Annotated in this window: 13 protein-coding genes; 8 read left to right on the forward strand and 5 right to left on the reverse strand. The window is 66.6% G+C overall.

What is annotated here, in order from left to right; translation table 11 throughout:
* The first annotated feature begins 38 nt into the window (after positions 1-38).
* Genes recC through recD form a run of 3 tightly spaced genes read left to right on the forward strand, consistent with a single transcriptional unit; the run spans position 39 to position 8,178 of the window.
* On the forward strand, positions 39-3,287 hold the full coding sequence (gene recC, locus VJV41_RS01055; RefSeq protein WP_325330196.1) for an exodeoxyribonuclease V subunit gamma: 3,249 nt from the start codon (positions 39-41) through the stop codon (positions 3,285-3,287).
* Positions 3,287-6,574, forward strand: coding sequence for an exodeoxyribonuclease V subunit beta (gene recB, locus VJV41_RS01060; RefSeq protein ID WP_325330197.1), 3,288 nt, complete (start codon positions 3,287-3,289; stop codon positions 6,572-6,574). Before recC ends, recB begins: the two co-directional genes overlap by 1 nt.
* A complete protein-coding gene (gene recD, locus VJV41_RS01065; protein ID WP_325330199.1) occupies positions 6,571-8,178 on the forward strand; it encodes an exodeoxyribonuclease V subunit alpha in 1,608 nt (535 codons plus the stop codon). The genes recB and recD overlap by 4 nt, the downstream gene beginning before the upstream one ends.
* On the opposite strand, the gene VJV41_RS01070 is transcribed toward recD, so the two are convergent.
* On the reverse strand, positions 8,175-8,399 hold the full coding sequence (locus tag VJV41_RS01070; protein WP_325330201.1) for a hypothetical protein: 225 nt from the start codon (positions 8,397-8,399) through the stop codon (positions 8,175-8,177). The two genes, recD and VJV41_RS01070, sit on opposite strands and share 4 nt — an antisense overlap.
* 668 nt (positions 8,400-9,067) lie before the next feature.
* On the opposite strand from VJV41_RS01070, the gene VJV41_RS01075 reads away from it, so the two are divergent.
* Positions 9,068-10,702: a fatty acyl-AMP ligase gene (locus VJV41_RS01075; protein ID WP_325330203.1), complete on the forward strand. Its 1,635-nt coding sequence runs from the start codon at positions 9,068-9,070 to the stop codon at positions 10,700-10,702.
* Between the two features lie 43 nt (positions 10,703-10,745).
* Positions 10,746-11,552 carry a GAF and ANTAR domain-containing protein gene (locus VJV41_RS01080; RefSeq protein WP_325330205.1) on the forward strand — a complete coding sequence of 269 codons (807 nt, stop codon included), beginning with the start codon at positions 10,746-10,748 and terminating at the stop codon, positions 11,550-11,552.
* Here VJV41_RS01080 and VJV41_RS01085 read toward each other — a convergent pair.
* Both VJV41_RS01085 and VJV41_RS01090 read right to left on the reverse strand, forming a co-directional pair.
* Positions 11,549-12,304 (reverse strand): GAF and ANTAR domain-containing protein, encoded by a 756-nt coding sequence (locus VJV41_RS01085; RefSeq protein WP_325330207.1) that lies wholly within the window; start codon positions 12,302-12,304, stop codon positions 11,549-11,551. The genes VJV41_RS01080 and VJV41_RS01085 overlap by 4 nt on opposite strands.
* 34 nt (positions 12,305-12,338) lie before the next feature.
* Positions 12,339-13,046, reverse strand: coding sequence for a GAF and ANTAR domain-containing protein (locus tag VJV41_RS01090; protein WP_325330209.1), 708 nt, complete (start codon positions 13,044-13,046; stop codon positions 12,339-12,341).
* Positions 13,047-13,205: 159 nt separating this feature from the next.
* Between VJV41_RS01090 and VJV41_RS01095 the strand changes: the two genes are divergently transcribed.
* The gene (locus tag VJV41_RS01095; protein ID WP_325330211.1) at positions 13,206-15,575 is read left to right on the forward strand and encodes a lysylphosphatidylglycerol synthase transmembrane domain-containing protein; all 2,370 of its coding nucleotides are present in this window, start codon (positions 13,206-13,208) and stop codon (positions 15,573-15,575) included.
* 93 nt (positions 15,576-15,668) lie between these two features.
* Entirely contained in the window at positions 15,669-16,247 is a 579-nt protein-coding gene (locus tag VJV41_RS01100) for a YdcF family protein (RefSeq protein WP_325330213.1), read from the forward strand.
* A gap of 7 nt (positions 16,248-16,254) precedes the next feature.
* Here VJV41_RS01100 and cynS read toward each other — a convergent pair whose 3' ends face one another.
* Both cynS and VJV41_RS01110 read right to left on the reverse strand, forming a co-directional pair.
* Positions 16,255-16,710 carry a cyanase gene (gene cynS, locus VJV41_RS01105; RefSeq protein WP_325330215.1) on the reverse strand — a complete coding sequence of 152 codons (456 nt, stop codon included), beginning with the start codon at positions 16,708-16,710 and terminating at the stop codon, positions 16,255-16,257.
* A gap of 89 nt (positions 16,711-16,799) precedes the next feature.
* Positions 16,800-17,396, reverse strand: coding sequence for a DUF1942 domain-containing protein (locus VJV41_RS01110; RefSeq protein WP_325330217.1), 597 nt, complete (start codon positions 17,394-17,396; stop codon positions 16,800-16,802).
* 128 nt (positions 17,397-17,524) lie between these two features.
* Here VJV41_RS01110 and VJV41_RS01115 point away from each other — a divergent pair, with 128 nt between their 5' ends.
* On the forward strand, positions 17,525-18,541 hold the full coding sequence (locus tag VJV41_RS01115; protein WP_325330219.1) for a TIGR03617 family F420-dependent LLM class oxidoreductase: 1,017 nt from the start codon (positions 17,525-17,527) through the stop codon (positions 18,539-18,541).
* Positions 18,542-18,666 lie beyond the last annotated feature (125 nt).

Here is an 18,666-nt window from a genome sequence, read left to right on the forward strand (position 1 = left end):
CGTCACCGCTTCTGCGCAACCTCCTATGGTTACCTTCAATGGCTTTGCACCTTCACCGCGCCGAGCGCACCGATCTCCTTGCCGACGGCCTGGGCCGACTGCTGTCCGCTCCCCTGCCCGACCCGTTCGCCGAGGAGCTGATCATCGTCCCGGCCAAGGGCGTCGAGCGATGGCTGAGTCAGCGGCTCTCGCACATCCTCGGCCGCGGCGGCGGACAGGACGGCGTCTGCGCCGGCATCGCGTTCCGTAACCCGCGCTCACTGATCGCCGAGATCACCGGCACCGTCGACGACGATCCATGGTCGCCCGACGCGATGGTGTGGCCACTACTCGAGGTCATCGACCGCAGCCTCGACGAGCCCTGGTGCCGCACACTCGCGACTCATCTCGGGCACTTCGAAGCGGGCGAGGAAAAGGAACTGCGACAGGGCCGCCGCTACGCCGTAGCTCGGCGGCTGGCCGGGTTGTTCGCGTCCTACGCTCGGCAGCGGCCGCGGCTGCTCATCGACTGGGAACGTGATATCGCCGGCGATATCGATTCCGACCTGGACTGGCAGCCACCTCTCTGGCGCGCCCTGCTCGACCGGGTCGACGCCGATCCGCCTCACATCCGACACGCCAAAACCCTTGCCCGCCTCCACGAATCACCGACCGATCTGCCCGAGCGGCTGTCGCTGTTCGGGCACACCCGGCTGCCCGCTACCGAGATCGAGTTGCTGCAGACCCTGTCCACCCACCACGATCTTCATCTGTGGCTGCCCCATCCCAGCGACCACTTGTGGACGTCGCTCACCGGTCAACACGGACCCGTCCCCCGCCGCGACGACACCAGCCACCGCGAGGTCGGGCATTCGCTGCTCGCCACGCTCGGCCGCGACCTGCGCGAGCTTCAGCGCAGCCTGCCCGCCGATCCCGACACTGACGAATATCTCGGTGGCCGTGAGCATCCCGACACGCTGCTCGGGTGGCTGCAGTCCGACATCACGGCCAACGCAATCCGTCCAGACGGCAGGAGGCTGCGCGACGACGACCGCTCCGTGCAAGTTCACAGCTGCCACGGGCCGGCCCGCCAGATCGACGTCCTGCGCGAGGTCCTGCTCGGCCTTCTCGCCGACGACCCAACGCTCGAGCCGCGCGACATCTTGGTGATGTGCCCGGACATCGAGACCTATGCACCGTTGATCAACGCGGACTTTGGCCTCGGCGACGTCGTGCAGGGAGCGCATCCGGCGCATCGGCTCAGAGTCCGCCTGGCCGACCGCTCGCTCATCCAGACCAACCCGTTGCTCGGTGTAGCCAGCCAGCTGCTGACCCTGGCCGGCAGCCGAGTCACCGCCAGCGAGGTGCTCAACCTCGCGCAGGCGCCGCCGGTTCGGGCGCGGTTCGGGTTCACCGACGACGACCTCGACAGCATCACCCGCTGGGTCCGCCAGGCGAATATCCGCTGGGGATTCGACCAAGACCATCGCAAGCCGTTCGGCGTCGACTTCGTCCACAACACTTGGCGTTTCGGTATCGACCGGGTGCTGGCTGGTGTAGCGCTAAGCGATGATTCGCACGCATGGATCGGTTCGACGCTGCCGCTCGACGACGTAAGCAGCAACCGCGTCGAGCTGGCCGGCAAACTGGCCGAGTACGTCGACCGACTACAGCGAACTGTCTACGAGCTCAACGGCGCACGGCCGCTTGGCGATTGGCTCACCGCTCTGGCCGACGGCATCACGCTGCTCGCCAAAGTCGACGACAACGACGCCTGGCAGACCAGCCAGATGCAACGTGAATTCGCCGACGTGCTCGCGACGGCAGGGCCGCGCTCCGACACGATCATGCGGCTACCCGACATTCGCGCGCTGCTCGGACGGCACCTCGCCGGACGACCTACCCGCGCGAACTTCCGCACCGGCACGCTGACGGTGTGCACGATGGTGCCGATGCGCTCGGTGCCACACCGGGTGGTCTGCCTTGTCGGTCTGGACGACGGCGTCTTCCCGCGGCTGGGCATCGTCGACGGCGACGACGTGCTCGCCCGCAACCCGATGACCGGCGAACGCGACATCCGTTCTGAAGATCGGCAATTGCTGCTCGATGCGATCGGCGCGGCCACCGAGAAACTCGTCATCACCTACACCGGCGCCAACGAGTACTCCGGTCAGGACCGGCCGCCGGCAGTACCGCTCGCCGAACTGCTGGACACCCTGGATATGACCACGACCGATAAGGTACGCGACCGCATCGTCGTCAAACACCCGTTGCAGCCCTTCGACATTCGCAACGTCATCCCGGGCGAGCTGATACCAGACGATCCGTTCACGTTCGACCCGACGGCGTTGCGGGCCGCCACGGCCAGCACCGGCAAGCGCAAAGAACAGCCGCCGTTCATCTCCGGCCCGCTGCCGCCGGCTGCACACGACGACGTCGTGCTCGAAGACCTCGTCGCGTTCTACAAAGACCCGGTAAAGGGTTTCTTCCGCGCACTCGACTACACGCTGCCATGGGACGTCGACGGCGTGGAGGACGCCATGCCGGTCGACATCAATGCGCTGGAGGAGTGGACCGTCGGTGACCGCATGCTGAACGACATGCTGCGCGGCATGACGCCCGACGAAGCGCGCCAAGCCGAATGGCGGCGCGGCACACTGCCACCAGGGCAACTGGGTTGGCGCAAGGCCACCGAGATCAAGGATCAGGCCGCCCTGCTCGCCACCGCCGCACTGCATCACCGGCACACGGATCTGCGGGCCCTCGACGTCGACATCGACCTCGGCGCGGGCCGGCGGTTGACCGGCACCGTATCGCCGGTCTTTGGCGACCGTCTGGTGTCGGTGACGTATTCCAAGCTCGACGGCAAGCACCTGCTCGAATCGTGGATTCCATTGCTGGCCTTGCTCGCTCGCGATCCCGCGCTCGACTGGCACGCCGTGTGCATCGGCCGCCCGAAGAAGGGCAGCACTCCGCGCGAGGAAGGACTCGGACGTCCCGACGCGGATGCGGTCGAGGTCTTGCGCGAGCTGGTGGCTGTGTACGACGCGGGACGTCGCGAGCCGATTCCGTTGCCCATCAAGACGTCCTACGCGTGGGCGGTGGCGCGGCACTGCGGCGACGTTCCCGAACAGGCAGCCAGATACCGGTGGAAGTCGAGCGATCGCTACCCGGCCGAGGACCAGGCGCCGGCCCACGTTCGTGCGTGGGGTCCCGGTGCGTATCTGTCGGTCCTCGTCGATGCGGGCTTGGGTGACTACTCCGAGCGGGTGTGGCTGCCGATGCTGCGCGCTGAGAGGCCGGTGTGATGGACCGCTTCGACCTGCTGGGCCCGCTGCCCGCCGAAAAGTCGACGACCGTGCTGGAGGCGAGTGCCGGGACAGGCAAGACGTTCGCGTTGGCGGGTTTGGTGACGCGGTATGTCGCCGAGGGCGAGGCGACGCTCGACCAGATGCTGCTGATCACCTTCGGCCGCGCCGCGAGCCAGGAGCTGCGGGAGCGGGTCCGCGATCAGATCGTCCACGCGCTCAAGGCTTTCGACGACCCATCCCTGGTTGGCGACAACCAGGTGGTCGAGCACCTCGTCGAAGGGTCCGACGGCGAGCGGGCGGTCCGGCAGCGCAATCTGCGTGACGCGCTGGCGAGCTTCGACGCGGCGACGATCGCGACCACTCACCAGTTCTGCCAGCTGGTGCTGAAATCGCTGGGCGTGGCCGGCGATAGCGATTCCGGCGTCGTATTGGTCGAGAGCCTCGACGAACTGGTCACCGAGATCGTCGACGACTTGTACCTCGCACACTTCGGGCAGGAACGCGACGATCCCGTCCTGACGTACAAGGACGCGCTGCGGCTGGCCCGCGAAGTGGTCAACCACCCGTCGACGGAGCTGCGGCCGCTGGATACCGAGCCGGACTCGCGGGCCGCGGTGTGCATCGGGTTCGCGAAAGACGTTCTGGTCGAGCTGGAAACCCGCAAGCGACGGCTTGGGATCCTCGGCTACGACGACCTGCTCATCCGGCTGGCCACCGCGCTGGAAGCCGACGAGTCCCCCGCGCAGGTACGCATGCACCGGCGTTGGCCTATCGTGATGGTCGACGAGTTCCAGGACACCGATCCGGTGCAGTGGCGGGTCATCGACCGCGCGTTCAGCGGGCGCTCCACGGTGATCCTGATCGGTGATCCGAAGCAGGCCATCTACGCGTTCCGTGGCGGCGATATCGTCACCTACCTGAAGGCCGCGGAGACGGCGGGCGAAAAGATGACGCTCGGCACGAACTGGCGCAGCGACGGCGCACTCGTCGACCGCCTGCAGGCCGTGCTGCGCGGCGCCGAACTCGGCGATCCGAGGATCGTCGTGCACGACGTCGACGCGTATCACCAAGGCAGCCGGCTCGCCGGTGCACCCAGCTGTGACCCGTTCCGGCTAAGGGTGGTCAAACGGGAGACGTTCGGCCGCAGCGGCATTCAGAATCTCGCGATCGACGACCTGCGCGGGCACATCGGCAAGGACCTCGCCGCCGACATCCGCGTGCTACTCAACAGCAACGCCACGTTCGACGGCGACAAGCTGCAAGCCCACGACATCGCGGTGATCGTCGAGAGCCACAAGGACGCCCGAGCGTGCCACCGCGCGCTGGCCGACGCCGGTGTGCCGTCGGTGTACACCGGTGACTCGGACGTGTTCGGCTCGAAGGCCGCCGAGGACTGGCTCGCGCTGTTGGAGGCATTCGACCAGCCGCACCGCTCGGGTGTGGTGCGGGCCGCGGCGTCGACGATGTTCTTCGGCGAGACAGCCGAAACGCTGTCGGCGGGCGGTGATGCGCTGACCGATCGCGTCGCCGAGACGCTGCGGGAGTGGGCCGGTCACGCGCGCGAGCGCGGGGTGGCCGCGATCTTCGAGGCCGCGCAGTTGAGCGGCGTGAGCGACAGGGTGCTGTCGTGGCAGGGCGGCGAACGTCACATGACCGACCTCGCGCACATGACGCAGCTGCTGCAGGAGGCCGCGCACCGCGAGCACTACAACCTGCCCGCGCTGCGTGACTGGCTGCGCACCCAACGCGAAGAACGCAGTGGCGCAACGGAACGCAACCGCCGCCTGGACAGCGACACGGCGGCGGTGCAGATCATGACGGTGTGGGTGAGCAAGGGTTTGCAGTTCCCGGTGGTGTATCTGCCGTTCGCGTTCAACCGCAATGTCCAAGAGCGGGAACTGGTGTTGTTCCACGACGGGGACACGCGATGCCTGCACATCGCTGGCAAGGAGAGCCCCGACTACGACGTCGTCGCGGCGCAAGGCCGCAAAGAGGCGGCCAGCGACGACAGCCGGCTGACGTACGTCGCGATGACGCGCGCGCAGTCGCAAGTGGTGGCGTGGTGGTCACCGGCCTACGACGAGCCCAACGGCGGCTTGTCGCGGCTGCTGCGGGGACGCCGGCCGGGAGAGTCGACGGTTCCCGATCGCTGTGTGCCCGCGAAGATCTCCGACGCCGACGCGATGGCGCGCCTGCGGGAGTGGGAAGCCGAGGGCGGGCCGGTGATCGAGGAGTCCCTCGTCGCATCGCCTGCGACGGTCGCCCATGATGCCGGCCACGTCGAATTCGACGTTCGGCATTTCCACCGCACGATCGACACCACGTGGCGACGCACGTCGTACTCGGGCCTGATCCGGGCTGCGGAAGCAAGCGGTGTCAGCAGTGAACCCGAAGTCGTCGAGCTGGACGACGAGGTCGCCGAGATTCCGGTCGTTCAGGCGGCGTCCGGACCGAGCGTGCCGTCGCCGATGGCGGATCTGCCGACGGGCGCCACGTTCGGGACGTTGGTGCATGCGGTGTTGGAGACGGCGGACCCGTTCGCGGCGAACTTGCGCGCGGAGCTCGAGTCGCAGATACGCGAGCACTCGGTGTGGTGGCCGGTGGACGCAGAGCCTGCGGAGGTGGCGGCGGCGATGGTGCCGATGCATGACACCCCGTTGGGGCCGTTGGCAGACGGGGTGACGCTGCGGCAGATCGGACTGCGGGATCGGTTGCGGGAGCTGGATTTCGAGTTTCCGCTCGCTGGTGGTGACCTGCGCGCCGCGGCACCAGACATCAGGCTGACCGACGTCGGGTCACTGCTGCGCCAACACCTTCCCGCAGACGACGCGTTGGCGAGCTATGCCGACCGGCTGACGGGCGACGCATTGGGCAGTCAGTCGCTGCGGGGATATCTGAGCGGTTCGGTCGACGCGGTGCTGCGGGTCGATGGGCGTTATCTGGTGGTCGACTACAAGACGAACTGGCTAGGCGACGGCGACCGTCCGTTGACGTCGGCAGACTACGACCGCGCGCGGATGACCGAGGCGATGCTGCACTCCGACTATCCGCTACAGGCGCTGCTGTATTCGATGGTGCTGCATCGTTTTCTGCGGTGGCGGCAGCAGGACTATGACCCGTCGCGGCATCTGGGTGGCGTGCTGTATCTGTTCGTGCGTGGAATGTGCGGCGCGGACACGCCGGTGGTCGACGGCCATCCCGCCGGGGTCTTCAGCTGGCAGCCACCGGCCGCACTGATCACCGCGCTGTCGGATCTGCTCGATACGGGGAGGGCGGTGGCGTGACCATCGAGCTGGCGGTCGACGACAATGGGGTGTTCGACTACGCCGATGTGCATGTCGCGCAACGACTGACTGCCCTTCGCGAAGACACCGATGAACGCGTGGCGCTCGCCGTTGCGTTCGTGGTGCGAGCACTGCGCGGCGGGTCGGTGTGCGTGGATCTGGGTTCGCCCGACTTGGCGGACTTGGCGACGGCGGTGAAAGCCAGCCCGCTACTCGCTGAGCCACCGATCCTGCGACTCAACGGGGACCTGCTCTATCTGGACCGGTATTGGCTGGAGGAGCAGCAAGTGTGTGACGACATACTCGCGATGGTCCAGGCAAGACCGACGCCGGTGTCGGCAGACGTCGACCGGCTGTTCCCGAAGGGATTCGAGGAGCAGCGTGCCGCCGCGAAAATCGCGCTGTCGCAGGGACTCACGGTGTTGACCGGCGGTCCAGGAACGGGAAAGACGACAACCGTGGCGAGGCTCCTGGCGCTGTTGGCCAGCGGCAGGCGCCTGCGCATCGCGCTGGCGGCGCCGACGGGTAAGGCGGCAGCACGGCTGCAGGAGGCGGTGCAGCTGGAGGTGGCGAAGCTGGACCCGTCGCACGGAGAGGCGTTGATCGGGTTGCACGCCACGACGTTGCATCGACTGCTGGGAAGCAAGCCGGATACGTCGGCACGGTTCCGGCATCATCGCGGGAATCGGTTGCCGCACGACGTGATCGTGGTGGACGAGACGTCGATGGTGTCGTTGACGATGATGGCCAGGCTGTTGGAGGCGGTACGGCCGGAGACGCGTCTGGTGTTGGTCGGAGACCCGGATCAGTTGGCGTCGGTGGAGGCTGGTGCGGTGCTGGCGGATCTGGTCGACGGGTTGGGCGAGGCGAAGGTCGCGGCGCTGAAGACATCGCACCGATTCGGAAAATCGATCGGCGAGTTGGCGACCGCGATCCGAGTTGGTGATGCTGACCGGGCGACCGAGGTGCTGCGTGAAGGCGGCGACCACATCGAGTGGATCGAGGCGGGCGACCCGCGCGAGCGACTGCGCAAAGTGCTTGTGCCACATGCCCTTGCGCTGAGGACCGCGGCGATTCTCGGCGACGAGCACGCAGCGCTGGCGACGCTGGACGAGCACCGGCTGCTGTGTGCGCATCGCCGGGGCCCGTTCGGCGTGCAGCATTGGAACCGGCAAGTGGAACGATGGCTGACTGAGGCGACGGGCGAGCCGATCTGGTCGTCGTGGTACACGGGGCGGCCAGTGTTGGTGACGGCCAACGACTATGGGCTGGGGCTGTACAACGGCGACACGGGCGTGACCGTGGCCAAGGATCAAACGCTGAGGGCGGTCATCGGAGGCGTGAGCTTCGCGACAAGTCGGCTGGCAGACGTGGAGACGATGCATGCGATGACGATCCACAAGAGCCAGGGAAGCCAGGCGGACGAGGTCACGGTGCTGTTGCCTCCGGAGGACTCGCGGCTGCTGACTCGCGAGCTGTTCTACACCGCAGTGACGCGAGCAAAGGAGCGGGTGCGCGTGGTGGGGTCTGAGACAGCGCTTAGGGCCGCGATCGAGCGGCGTGCGGTTCGCGCGTCAGGGTTGGCGCAGCGGCTGCGCGGTTAGCAGGCGACGCGCGAGAAGAACGCTCCGGCGAAGAGCGCAATGATCAGGGCCACGGTTGTCTGTCCGGAAACCGCGGCGACGATGACGCCGACGATGGCCGAGATGGCGATGAGTAACAGCAGCGTCCCGAGCAGCCAGGTGCGGGTGCTGATCGCAGCGCGATGAGGCAGCGGCGCAGCAGGCTGAGGCCGACCAACCGGGTTGCCGTTCACTCCAACCATCGACGACCCCTTCTGCCTGTGATAGCGGACACAATGTAGCGCATAAGTGATCGGACTCACAGCACGAAGAGATCTCGATTCAGATAGCCGCTGGCAGAACCGGCTCATTAGTACGGCTAGCGGTGTCGGATCCGTGCGCGAAAGCGCCCGCCTGGCACACAACTGGTTTGCGGTCGCCGGCAAGAAAAACTTTCTCGCGCAAGCGCTAATCGATGAGGACGAGCGGCCAACGCGGTACGGTCTACGCGGGTTGGTTCGACAGCCCCACGGAAACGTCACGGCGGCGATCTGACTTCCCCGCCGATTGGGTGCGAATCCCGACGTCAGCCGCCATTCACGGTTGTGCGTCCGGGGGGTTTCGTGCCGACGGGAACTTACGCGATGGTCACAATCCGCACCGATCGTGGCGTGCTGCCGTGGTCTGACACGAGCGACTCTGTACAGTCAGGCCGTCTGAAATGCTCGACTCCCCGCTCTGAACGGAGCGACGGATCATCTGAGGTGAACACGAGAGGGTCTCGCTCTTCACAAGTCACCGTCGGCCCCGGCAGGGGCGGACGACGGTCGTACCTCAGCGGCTCCAACCGTGCCTTGCGCGCGCAATCGCGCGGGAGGCCACCGGCACAACGCAAACGCGGCGCCCTCGCGCCGGAGCCAAAAGGATTGTCGTGAGCCAATTTACCGAGACGATGTATACCAATGCCCGCTGGAGTTTCAAGGGCATGGTCACCGGTGAACCAGACTTCCCCATCCGGCATACCTGGGCCGAGGTGCACGAGCGCGCGAGCCGGGTGGCGGGCGGACTCGCTGCGGCCGGCGTCGGACGCGGCGATGCCGTCGCGGTGCTGGCCGGAGCGCCGGTTCAAATCGCCCCCACGGCGCAGGGCATTTGGATGCGCGGCGCCAGTCTGACCATGCTGCACCAACCCACACCCCGCACCGATCTTCAGCGCTGGGCCGAGGAGACCACTTCGGTCATCAAAATGATCGAAGCCGCAGCGGTCGTGGTCTCGGATCCGTTCATGCCCGCGGCGCCACTGCTCACCGAGCTGGGGATGCGGGTGCTGACCATCGCAGACCTGCTCGACGGTCCATCGATCCCACCCGTCGACACCGACGACGACGACGTCGCTCTCATGCAATTGACAAGCGGCTCGACGGGATCGCCCAAAGCAGTCCAGATCACCCACCGCAACTTCGTCGCCAATGCCGAGGCGATGATCGTCGGCTGCAACTTCGACATCGACACCGACGTGATCGTGAGCTGGCTGCCGTGCTTTCACGACATGGGCATGACGGGTTATCTGACCGTGCCGATGTATTACGGCGCCGAGCTCATCAAGATCACGCCAATGGACTTTCTGCGCGATACGTTGTTGTGGGCCAAGCTGATTGACAAATACAAGGGCACCATGACGGCCGCGCCGAACTTTGCCTACAACCTGTTCGCCAAGCGGTTGCGCAGGCAGGCCACACCCGGTCAGTACGACCTGTCGTCGCTGCGGTGGGCCCTGTCGGGCGCCGAGCAGGTCGATCCACTCGACGTCGAGGATCTGTGCGACGCCGGCAAGCCGTTCGGGCTGCGGCCCGAGGCGATCATCCCCGCCTACGGCATGGCCGAGACGACGGTGGCGGTGTCGTTCTCCGAATGTGGCGGCGGCATGGTCGTCGACGAGGTCGATGCCGACCTGCTGGCTGTACTGCATCGTGCCGTCCCGGCGACCAAGGGGCATACCCGACGACTGGTATCGCTCGGCCCGCCGCTGGACGGCCTGGAGGTGCGCATCGTCGACGAGGACGGCAGCGTCCTGCCGCCGCGGGGTGTCGGCGTCATCGAGGTGCGCGGTGAACCGGTGACCAAGGGCTACACCACAGAGGTCGGATTCATCGCCGCGCAGGACGAGCGGGGCTGGTATGACACCGGTGACCTGGGCTATCTCACCGAAACGGGCAACGTGGTGGTGTGCGGCCGGCTCAAGGACGTCATCATCATGGCCGGCAAGAACATCTACCCGACCGACATCGAGCGCGCCGCCGCCCGCGTCGAGGGAGTGCGGCCGGGCTGTTCGGTGGCGGTACGCCTGGACGCCGGGCACTCGCGGGAGACGTTCGCCGTCGCGGTGGAGTCCAAGGAGTACGACGACCCAGCCGAGGTGCGGCGCATCCAGCATCAGGTGGCACATGAGGTGTTCGCGGAGGTCGATGTGCGGCCGCGCAATGTGGTGGTCCTGCAGCCGGGCATGATCCCCAAGACTCCGTCGGGCAAGCTGCGACGCGCCCACGCCCTCGCACTCGTCAACTGAAAGGGCGTAATCACGCCGCGCGGCGAGTAACTTGTCGCTCACGATGGCCGACTACGACGCGCAGCCCGGTCGCCCGACACAGGCGCAGGCCGACCTGTCCCAAGCACAGTTGGACGCCGACGACATCGACTTGTCTGCCGGACTGAAGGGTGTGGCCGGGCTGGTGGCCGGCGCCCGCGGGGTGATCGATCTGCTCGGCGATGTCGCGGAATTCGCGGCGCAGGCCATCCCCGGTGTCGACGGTGTGGGCGTCGCCCTGGTCGAGCCGCACCACGGCAAACCGCGCATCCAAACATGGGCTGCCACAGCGGTATTCGTGCATGACATCGACACCGTTCAATACGAGGAGCTCCACGAGGGCCCGTGCATCACGTGTATGGAGTCGCGCCGGCCGTGCGTCAGCGGTTCGCTGGGCAGTGACAGCCGGTGGCCACGTTTCGGCGGGCGGGTAGCCAGGATGGGCGTTCATTCGACGCTGTCGCTGCCGCTGATCGTGGGGGATCAGGTGATCGGCGCGATCAACACCTATGCCCGCGGCCGCGACGCGTTCGGCGAACACGCCGTGCAGTTGGGTTCACAGTTCGCCGGGCCTACGGCGGTGTCGGTGCACAACGCGCAGCTGCTGGCGCGGGCTCAGGAGCGGACGAGCGCGCTGCAACGTGCGCTCGAAAGCCGGGCGGTGATCGACCAGGCGATCGGCATCATTCGCAGCCGATCGGGTGCCAGCCCGGAGGAGGCCTTCGACCGGCTCATCCGACTCAGCCAGACCGAGAACGTCAAACTGCATCTCGTCGCCGAGCAACTGGTGACGGAGGCGGTGCGCCGAGCACAGGCGCGGCATAGTCCTTAAGACTGTGCGGAGTCGAATGCGGCGATGGCCGCCAGCAGCGTCGGGCGGGCCTGCCGATCGCTCATGAGACGCCGGGCCACGTCGGTCAAATGGTCGCCGTGGGTGTGCGCGTAGCTGCGCAGCAGCTGGAATGCCTGCCCGACGGAGATGTCGAGGCTTTCGCGCAGGAAGCCCTTGGCCTGCTCGACGAAGACGCGACTGGTCAGCGCCGAGCGCAGCTGCGGCATCACGGTCGAGGGCGTGTGCGCGTGGTCCTGCAGTATCGCCACGGACGCGATGTGGGCCAGGGTCTGGCCGACCAGGAGATCGGCGTCGTTGAGTGCGCCGCTGCGGGTGCCGAACAGACCGAGCGCGCCCATGACGATGCCGGCGGCGCGCATCGGAACGGCATGCACGGAGGCGAAGCCGGCGTCGAGCGCGGCGGAGACGAAGCGCGGCCAGCGCTCGGCTTCGGCCGGGAGGTCGGCGACGGAGACCGGCTGACCGGTGAAATAGCAGTCCACGCAAGGGCCTTCGTCGGCTTGGAGCTGAAAGAGCTCCAACTCCCGGGTTTCCTCCGAGGTGGCCGCGAGCAACCGGAGCTGCTCGAGCGGGTCGGCGAGCAGGAGGCCGGCCGACTCGACATCGAGAAGTTGGGCGCAGCGCTCGGTGAGTTCGGTGAGCAGGTCGACGATGTCGAAGTCGTCGAGCAGGCTGTCGACGAGAGTCACGACCGCGTCCAGTACACGGGTTTCACGAGGGGTCTCGGTCATCTCGTACTCCGTCCTGGGTTTCGTAGGGCGTGCATTAGTCGGCCTCCAGCCGCAGGCGCCGGTCGAGGATGTCGCGGGCGACGTCAGTGGAGCTGCGGCCGGTGGCGTAGGCGTGGGCGCGCAGGCGCACCAGTGCCTCGGCGGGTTCGACGCCGAGTTGGGCGACCAGCATGCCGGTGGCCTGGCTGACCTCGGCGCGGGACAGCGCGTGAAGTTCGGCCCAGGCGTTGCTTTCTGGATCGTTGACCGCGGACTGAATGTCGTCGTTCATGAGGTCGAGCATCGGCACACCGGCGATTTCGGCGGCGACGATGGCGCCGGCAAAGTGTTCGCCCTTGAGTGAACCGGGCTGGGCGCGGAAGAGGTCGAGGGCGCCGACGTGTTCACCGGCCACGAGGACGGGCATCGCGAAGACGCCTCGAATGTGGTGCGAGAGCATGGCCGGGCCGTAGATCGGCCAGCGAGGGTCTTCGGGGTCGGCGAGGTCGGCGACGAGGACAGGGCCGTGATAGGCGACGGAGTCGAGGCAGGGGCCTTCGCCGAGCGTGAACTGGAGCTCGTCGTACATCTGCGCGTGGGCGCCGCTGGATCCGAGCGTTCCGCTGTTGGCGCCATCGAAGACGATCGAGATGGCGGCAGCGTCGATGTCGAAGAGCATCACGCAGGCCTCGCAGAGCCGGTCGGCGGCCTCTACCCCGCGCCGCCCGTCGACGGCGGCGAGGAGTTGGTCATGGATCGCCACATTTAACCGGACGAGGAAGAGTCAGTGTGGCGTGTCATCCCTCCACCCTCCCCTAGTTGGGGCGGTTTGGCGAGGATGGGTGAACATACCCGCCTGTTAGCGACACGTTTTCGGCGAGCCGTTCACGGCGGTGGAACCAATCCGAGAGATCGTTGCAGCATGCGAGTTGACGGACGGGATATCACCGTTTCAGGCAGCTTGCTGCAACCGCTTGCCCGGCGCACCAACGACATCCTGCGGCTGGTCCTCGCGGCAGTCTTTCTGGCCGTGGTCATCACGAGCTCGCTGATCACCCGCAACGACTGGAACGCGCTCGAGAAGTCGATCTCCCAGATCGTCGGGGTCCTGACGCCCACACAGTCCAACTTGGTGTATCTCGTTTACGGCCTTGCGATCCTGGCGCTGCCGTTCATGATCCTGATCGGGTTGATCGTCTCTCGGCAGTGGAAGCTTCTCGGCGCGTACGCCGGCGCGGGGTTCGTCGCGATTCTTGCCCTGTCGATCACCGGCAACGGGATCGCGGCGCCCAGGTGGCATCTCGACCTCTCCGAAAAGCTTGACACGGTCTTGTCGCAATTCCTGGACGATCCGCGGTGGATCGGGATGCTCGCGGCGGTGCTCACGGTGTCGGGTCCGTGGCTGCCCGCTCGCTGGCGGCGATGGTGGTGGGCGCTGCTGCTCGCGTTCGTACCGATCCATCTGGTGGTCAGCGCGGTCATCCCCGCACGCTCGCTGCTGGGTCTCGCAGTGGGCTGGTTCGTCGGCGCGTTGGTGGTGTTGGTGGTGGGGACTCCGGCGTTGGAGGTTCCGCTGGACGGCGCGGTGCGGGCGTTGGGCCGGCGTGGTTTCGTGGTCAGCACGCTGACGGTGGTGCGGCCGGCGGGCCGCGGCCCGCTCGTGCTGAGCGCGGCATCGGTGGACTCGGTGGCGATCGTCGAAATGTACGGCCCGAATCAGCGCAGTGGCGTTGCGCTGCGCCAGCTTTGGCGCAAGCTGCGACTGCGGGGTGGTGAAACCGCACCGCTGCAGGCATCGATGCACCGCGCCGTGGAGCATCGTGCGCTCATGTCGATCGCAATCGGCGCGGCGGGTCTCGCGAACGTGTCGACGATGGCCGTCGCGGCGCTCGACCGGGGATGGATGTTGTACGCGCACACGCCCGAGCGCGGAACACCGATCAGCGAGTCCGCCGCGACCACACCGGTGGCCGACGTCTGGAACGCCCTGTCGGCCCTTCACGACCAGCAGATCTCGCACGGTGATTTGCGCGGCAAGGAGATCACCGTCCACCAGAACCGGGTGTTGTTCGGTGGCTTCGGCTATGCCGAGTACGGCGCCACCGACGCGCAACTCCAGTCCGATCTGGCCCAACTCCTGGTCACCACGACGGCCGTGTACGACGCCAAGTCCGCCGTGGACGCCGCGATCGCCGCCTTTGGCAAGGACGCTGTGCTCACCGCGTCGGGCAGACTCACGAAATCGGCTGTACCCGAACGTGTCCGGGAGTCTGTCGCCGATGCCGGCGTGGTTATTTCCGCCTCACGCGACGAGGTGAAACGCCAAACCGGTGCAGACCAGATCCAAGCCGAGACGATTACCCGGTTCACCCGCAAACAGGTCATCCAGCTGGTGCTACTGGTGGCGCTCGTCTACGTCGCGTATCCATTCATCAGCACGGTGCCGACGTTCTTCCACGAGCTGCGGACCGCGAACTGGTGGTGGGCGTTACTCGGGCTTGGCGTGTCGGCGCTGACGTACGTCGGTGCGGCGATGGCGCTGTGGGCTTGCGCCGACGGGTTGGCGAGTTTCCGCAATCTCGTGATCATGCAAGTGGCCAACACCTTCGCGGCGACAACCACACCGGCCGGCGTGGGCGGCCTCGCGCTGAGTGTGAGGTTCTTGCAGAAGAGCGGCCTCGGCGCGGTGCGGGCCACCGCGGCGGTGGCGCTGCAGCAGACCGTGCAGGTGATCACCCACGTGGCGCTGCTGATTTTTTTCAGCGCCGCCGCAGGCGCCACCGCTGACCTGTCGCACTTCGTGCCGTCCGTGACGATCCTCTACCTGGTCGCCGGTGTGGCGCTGGGTGTCGTCGGCGCGTTCCTGTTGGTGCCGAGGCTGCGGCGCTGGCTCGAGACGGCGGTGCGGCCGCGCCTCAAGGAGGTGCTGAGCGATCTGCGTGCGCTGACGCGGGAGCCGAAACGGTTGGCGATGATCATACTCGGTTGCGCGGCAACGACTCTCGGGATGGCGCTGGCTTTGTGGGCGAGCATCGAGGCGTTCGGCGGCACGACGTCGTTCGTCACCGTGACCGTGGTGACGATGGTCGGCGGGACGCTCGCCGCGGCGGCGCCCACGCCCGGTGGTGTCGGCGCGGTGGAGGCGGCGCTGATCGGTGGACTTGCCGCGTTCGCGGTGACCGCGGCGATCGCCGTGCCGTCGGTCCTGCTGTACCGGGTGCTGACGTGCTGGCTGCCGGTGTTCATCGGCTGGCCGATCATGCGCTGGCTCACCAAGAAGGACATGATCTAGCCGCCTTTGGGGGCGAATTGACGCATCGGTAACGCCAGACGCTCTTGACGCGATTACACCGTCAGCAACTTTCGTCCCAGCTGTGGAGGCCGCGTGCAACACCGATGGAGAGCCGCCGTCGGTGCGATAGCGCTTGCGCTCGCCGCCGCAGTGGGCGGAGTCTCGCCACCGGTTGCGCGGGCTGAGCCTGCGCCGGCCGGGAAGGACTTCACCAGACCGGCGATCGTCATCCTCGGGTACGGCCTCAACCCCGACGGCAGCCCGCGCTGGATTCTGCATACCCGCGTGCTGGCGGGTCTGGCCGTTGCGCAGTTCTTCCCGCAATCGCCGATCATCGTGACCGGCGGCAACCCGAAGAACGGCAATACCGAAGCTGGCGAGATGCGAAAGATGCTGCAGTTCATGGGGTTTCCGGACAACCGAATCATCTTGGAGGACAAGGCCAACAGCACCGTCCAGAACGCGCGGTTCTCGGTGCCGCTCGCGAAGAAGGCGGACACCTCGGGCATCATCCTGGTGACATCCTCGACGCATCAGGGACGTGCCGACGGTGATTTCGTCGATGCGGGCGCCAATCTTCTCGCGACGGTGAGTTTCCCCGACGGGGACGCAGGCGTGAACGTCGCCCAGTTTGTGCGCGACGTTCTCAGCCCGGTCACCAATCTTGGCTAGCAGGCGCTTAGGGCTGCGCGGCGGTCCAGTCGTAGGGCAGGAACTTTCCGTCCAGGGTGACCACGACGCGATCACCGGCTGGATGCGGCTTCTTTTCGACGTTCACGCTGAAGTTGATGGCGCTCATGATGCCGTCACCGAACTGCTCGTGGATGAGTTCCTTGATGGCACCGCCGTAGACCTGAAGGACTTCATAGAAGCGGTAGATCGTCGGGTCGGTGGGCACCGCGGTCGGCAGCCCGCCGCGCATCGGCACGGAGGCCAGAACGGGCACGGCCGACTCGTCGAGCCCGAGCATGTTCAGGAGTGTCTGCGCCGCCTCGGGCGGAATGGGGTGCTGCCCGAGGAGGGCGGCCGTGGTCCAGACGACGGGCTTGCCGATGGCGTCGGCAAGCTGTTGCCACGTCAGGGCTTTCGCCAGACGGGCGGCGACAATCTGTTGAGTGATCTCGTCTCGGGTCATGCACCCATCATCGGCCGGACGCGCTGCGCGTGCGCGCCCGGCTTCACGGGCGCCTAAACGGCTCCCGTAGGACGGCTCCCGTCAAACGGTCAGCGATGCCCGCCGCCGTTGAACCCTGGCTCAGCCACCTCCGCTGGGGTGAGCTCGAAGGGGGCCGGCGCGACGACCGCGGGGGCGGACTCGTTGCCGCCCGACCCTTCGCCGCCGCCAGTGGGCGCACCGCCGATATCCGTCGTCGTCTCGCCCGCGACGTCCGGGGCGCCACTCGAGATCGGCTTCGGTGAGACCCAAACAAGCAGATCCTGGGTGCCGTCGTTGTATACGACGCTGTTGGGAGTGTCGCCCACGACATCGAAGTAGAGCTTGCCGGGAATTCCGCCACCGATGACGCGGTAGTTGGCTCCGCTCTCGGCGCGGGCGTTGAACAACGCGGCTATGGGAATGCCCCCGTCGTTGGTCACGGTTGCCTCATACAACCGGCCGTTGTGGAACACGGCGTCCGAACTCGGTTTCAGCCCTTGAACCGTGTAAGTGATCATCGGGTTACCGTAAGCATCGTTCAGTGACTCTTGCTGACCGTACGTCTTGATGTTGTTGGCGGCTGATGCCGGCACCGCCGTGATGGTGCTCATGGCGATTGCGGCCGCGGCGACGCCAACAGGTGCCATAAGTTTCTGGATCCTCACCCTTACTCCCCTTCCGTGTTCACGCTGTACCCAGCGCGAACGTTACCCCGGCACATCCGTTTGAGAACACAAATTGCGACGTCCTGAGTTCGGCACGTTGCGCTTGGGCCCCAGCGTACCGTTCGACCGTGCACGTTGACGTGATGACGGTTCCGCAGCCGTTGGACAAGATCGGCGACGTAGCCCGGCGTACGCAAGCGGCGGGTTTCGACGGTCTGCTGTTCGCGGAAACGGGTCGGACCGCATATCTGAACGCGGCGGTGGCATCGCAGGCGGCACCGGGGCTTGAGTTGTCGACGGGTGTGGCGGTGGCGTTTCCGCGGAGTCCGTTCGTGACGGCGGCGACGGCGTGGGAACTGCAGGAGGCGACGGGCGGAAAGTTCCGGCTGGGGCTGGGCACACAGGTGCGCACCCATGTCGTGAGGCGTTACGGGATGGCGTTCGAGCGTCCGGGGCCTCGGCTGCGGGATTACGTGCTGGCGGTGAAGGCGTGCTTCGTCGCGTTCCGGACGGGGACGCTGGATCACCATGGGGAGTTCTACGACCTGGACTTCATCAGCCCGCAGTGGAGCGCGGGCCCGATCGCCGCGCCAGATCCGAAAGTCGATATCGCGGCGGTGAATCCGTGGATGCTGCGCATGGCGGGCGAAGTGGCCGACGGAGTGCATGTGCATCCGCTGGGCGAGCCGGGGTATCTGGCGCGGCATGTCGTGCCGAATGTGGCTGCGGGAGCGGCGAAGTCGGGCCGGTCGCCGTCGGATGTTGCGGTGATCGTGCCGGTGATGACAATCGTGGGCGACAGCGACGAGGAGCGTCACAAAGAACGTGAGGCGGTTCGAGCGAGCATGAGCTTCTATGGAAGCACGCCGAACTACGCGTTCATCTGGGACGAGGCGGGGTTCGAGGGGACGACGGCGCGTATCCGGGAGAAGCAGAAGGCCAGCGACTTCAAGGGAATGGCGGCGCAGATTACCGACGAACACATCGCGACGTTCGCAACGGAGTCGACGTGGGATGGCTTGGCAGACGCGCTCGTCGAGAAGTACGGGGAAATCGCCACGCGCATCGTCCTATACAACGCACTGGGCGAGCGGCAGCGCTTCGAGCGATACGGCGCCGTAGGCCAAGCTATTCGCGACCGCTAGAGCCAATGACAAAGGCGTCTATGTTCTCGTCGTAAGCGACTCTTTCGTCCACGAATAGTTCACCTGCTGTGTGGCCGTCGTCCGCGACCGCCTGAGTTACTGCACCGCTGCGGCACGTGTCGCGA

Source organism: Mycobacterium sp. (assembly GCF_035274705.1).
Classification (GTDB): Bacteria; Actinomycetota; Actinomycetes; order Mycobacteriales; family Mycobacteriaceae; genus Mycobacterium.

Coding starts and splice junctions, on each gene's coding strand:
- recB (WP_325330197.1), top strand. CDS start 3,287: ATGGACCGCTTCGACCTGCTGGGCCCGCTGCCCGCCGAAAAGTCGACG.
- VJV41_RS01080 (WP_325330205.1), top strand. CDS start 10,746: ATGGCCGACTACGACGCGCAGCCCGGTCGCCCGACACAGGCGCAGGCC.
- VJV41_RS01085 (WP_325330207.1), bottom strand. CDS start 12,304: ATGACCGAGACCCCTCGTGAAACCCGTGTACTGGACGCGGTCGTGACT.
- VJV41_RS01070 (WP_325330201.1), bottom strand. CDS start 8,399: ATGGTTGGAGTGAACGGCAACCCGGTTGGTCGGCCTCAGCCTGCTGCG.
- VJV41_RS01095 (WP_325330211.1), top strand. CDS start 13,206: ATGCGAGTTGACGGACGGGATATCACCGTTTCAGGCAGCTTGCTGCAA.
- cynS (WP_325330215.1), bottom strand. CDS start 16,710: ATGACCCGAGACGAGATCACTCAACAGATTGTCGCCGCCCGTCTGGCG.
- recC (WP_325330196.1), top strand. CDS start 39: ATGGCTTTGCACCTTCACCGCGCCGAGCGCACCGATCTCCTTGCCGAC.